A 3,427-nucleotide genomic window follows, 5' to 3' on the forward strand; every position below is an offset into this window, starting at 1 on the left:
CGATGTCACCCTCACCCTCCCACCCGCTTTCGCGGGCGGGGCCCCTCCCTCTCCCGGTGGGAGAGGGAAAGCAGAGGTGAAGATTATGGGCTTCGAAGGCCAGGATTTCGCGGATGTGGCGGGCAGCGTAAGCCCCGCTTTTATCGAATCGCTGTATGCGCGCTTCAAGGCGTCGCCCGACAGTGTCGAGCCGTCCTGGCGATCGTGGTTCGAAGGGCTGGAAGGCGCTTCGGGCAGCGCGTCGTGGCAGCAGGCCAATTGGCCGCTCTCGTCCACCGACGACCTGACCTCCGCGCTCGATCCAACCCAGATGGAGCCCGCGCCCAAGCCGTCCAAGGGCAAGCCTGCCGCTGCCGCAGCACCCGCCGCCCCGTCGCAGGACGCCATCCTGCGCGCGGCGAGCGATTCGATCCGCGCGATGCTCCTCATCCGCACCTACCGCGTGCGCGGCCATCTGGCGGCCAACCTCGATCCGCTTGGCCTGTCCAAGCGCGAGATGCCCGATGACCTGAAGACCGAATATCACGGCTTTTCCGACGCCGATATCGATCGGCCTGTCTATCTCGGCGGCACGATGGGGCTGCAATGGACGACGGTGCGCGAACTCGTCGACATCCTGCGCGCCAATTACTGTGGCAATGTCGGCCTCGAATATATGCACATCGCCGATGTCGAGGAGCGCCGCTTCCTGCAGGAGCGCATGGAGGGCAAGGATAAAGCGATCGAGTTCTCCGATCTCGGCAAGAAGGCGATCCTCAACAAGGTGATCGAGGCCGAGCAGTGGGAACGCTTCTGCGGTAAGAAGTACGTGGGGACCAAGCGCTTCGGCCTCGACGGTGGCGAGAGCATGATCCCGGCACTCGAATCGGTCATCAAATATGGCGGCCAGTTCGGCGTGCGCGAAATCGTGTTCGGCATGGCGCATCGCGGTCGCCTGAACGTGCTCACCAACGTGATGGCCAAGCCGTTCCGCATCATCTTCCACGAATTTGGCGGCGGGTCGGACAATCCCGATGACGTCGCCGGGTCTGGCGACGTGAAATACCACCTCGGCACCTCGACCGATCGTGAATTTGACGGGATCAGCGTGCATATGTCGCTGGTCGCCAACCCCTCGCACCTCGAGGCGGAAGACCCGGTCGTACTGGGCAAGACCCGCGCGATCCAGACGATCGCCAACGATCTGACCGAGCACAAGGCGTCGCTCCCCGTGCTGATTCACGGCGACGCGGCGTTTGCCGGGCAAGGCATCGTGTGGGAGTGCCTCGGTTTCTCCGGAATCCGCGGGTACAATACCGGCGGTTGCATCCACTTCGTCATCAACAATCAGATCGGCTTTACCACCAGCCCGCAATATGCGCGCAGCTCGCCCTATCCGAGCGATGTCGCCAAGGGCGTGCAGGCCCCGATCTTCCACGTCAACGGTGATGATCCCGAGGCGGTGACCTTCGCCACCAAGATGGCGATCGAGTTCCGTCAGCGCTTCCACCGCGACATCGTGATCGACATGTGGTGCTATCGCCGCTTCGGGCATAACGAAGGTGACGAGCCCGGCTTCACCCAGCCGCTGATGTACAAGGCGATCAAGGATCATCCCCCGGTCAGCGAAATCTACGGCCAGAAGCTGATCGCGCAGAAGGTGATCGACCGCGCCTGGATCGACGACAATATCCAACAGTTCACCACGCTGCTCGAGGGCGAGTTCGAGGCAGGGGCGAGCTACAAGCCCAACAAGGCCGACTGGTTTGCCGGGCGCTGGTCGGGGCTGCACGCACCCGCAGACGCCGAGACCGCACGCCGCAACGTCAACACCGGCATCGAGCAGAAATTGTTCGATTCGCTTGGTCGCACGCTGACCACGATCCCCGAGGGGCTGACCGTCCACAAGACGCTCAACCGCGTGCTCGACGCCAAGCGCGAGATGTTCAAGTCGGGCAAGAATTTCGACTGGGCGACGGGCGAGGCGCTGGCCTTCGGGTCGCTGCTGTCGGAAGGCTATGGCGTGCGCCTGTCGGGCCAGGATTCGGGCCGCGGCACCTTCTCGCAGCGCCATGCAGTGTGGGTCGACCAGACCGACGAGCATAAGTACCGCCCGCTCGAGACGATCCCGCATGGCCGCTTCGAAGTGCTCGACTCCCCGCTTAGCGAATATGGCGTGCTCGGCTTCGAATATGGCTATGCGCTGGCCGACCCCAAGACGCTGGTGATGTGGGAGGCGCAGTTCGGCGACTTCATGAACGGCGCGCAGATCATGATCGATCAGTTCATCGCCAGCGGCGAGGCCAAGTGGCTGCGCGCCAACGGCCTGGTGATGTTGCTGCCGCATGGGTATGAAGGGCAGGGGCCCGAGCATAGCTCGGCGCGCGTCGAGCGCTTCCTGCAATTGTGCGCGCAGGATAACATGCAGGTCGCCAACTGCACCACGCCCGCCAATTATTTCCACTTGCTGCGGCGGCAAATGCACCGTTCGTTCCGCAAGCCGCTGGTGATCTTCACGCCCAAGTCGCTGCTGCGCCATAAGCTAGCGGTGTCGCAGACCGAGGATTTCCTCGGCGACAGCCATTTCATGCGCATCCTTAGTGACCCTTCCGCTCCGGCGGATGTCGATGTGAAACGCCTCGTCCTGTGCACCGGCAAGGTCGCTTATGACCTGATCGAAGCGCGCGATGCGGCTGGCGATACCAACACCGCGATTGTCCGCCTCGAACAGCTTTATCCCTTCCCCCGGCGAGCCGCTGGTCGAGCGTCTGAAGAAGATGCCCAATCTCGAGACGGTCGTCTGGGCGCAGGAAGAGCCAAAGAATAACGGCGCGTGGAGCTTCGTCGATCCGTTCATCGAGGAGTGTCTGGTCGAAGCGGGCGTGCGCTCGACACGCGCGCGCTATGCCGGGCGGGCGGCTTCGGCATCGCCCGCCACCGGGCTGATGAAGCGGCACCAGATGGAGCAGGCAGCGCTGGTTGCCGATGCGCTGGGGCATAGCGTCCGCGAGGAAATTCGGCGGACGCGCAAGGTTTAACGACGGCGCTTGTGTTCCTGCGCAGGCAGGAACCCAGGCTCCCGCAGAGCAACCCTAGGCTCCTGCTTCCGCAGGAGCACAGTTGGAAGAAGCAAGATATGGCAACCGAAGTCACAGTACCGGTACTCGGCGAATCGATCACCGAAGCGACGCTCGGCGAATGGCTCAAGCAGCCGGGCGATAAGGTCGCGGTCGACGAGCCGATCGCGAGCCTCGAAACCGACAAGGTCTCGGTCGAAGTACCTTCGCCAGTGGCGGGCGTGATGGGCCAGCATGCAGTGCAGGTTGGTGACACCGTCCTCGTCGGCGCGATGATCGCGACGATCGAGGCGGGTGACGGGGCGCCTGCGGTCGCCGCTGCACCGCAGCCGGCGGTGCTCGAATCGCCCGTGGCCCCGGCGGCGGACACA

General features: G+C 63.7%; 1 protein-coding gene and 1 pseudogene. Both read left to right on the forward strand.

The window, feature by feature from the left end:
• Positions 1 to 85 precede the first annotated feature (85 nt).
• A pseudogene (locus NW75_RS17695) lies at positions 86 to 3,017 on the forward strand (2-oxoglutarate dehydrogenase E1 component).
• Positions 3,018 to 3,115: 98 nt separating this feature from the next.
• Positions 3,116 to 3,427: biotin/lipoyl-containing protein (locus NW75_RS17700; RefSeq protein ID WP_033966524.1), on the forward strand; the 312-nt coding region annotated here is incomplete at its 3' end.

It is taken from the genome of Sphingomonas sp. Ant H11 (assembly GCF_000797515.1).
GTDB lineage: Bacteria > Pseudomonadota > Alphaproteobacteria > Sphingomonadales > Sphingomonadaceae > Sphingomonas.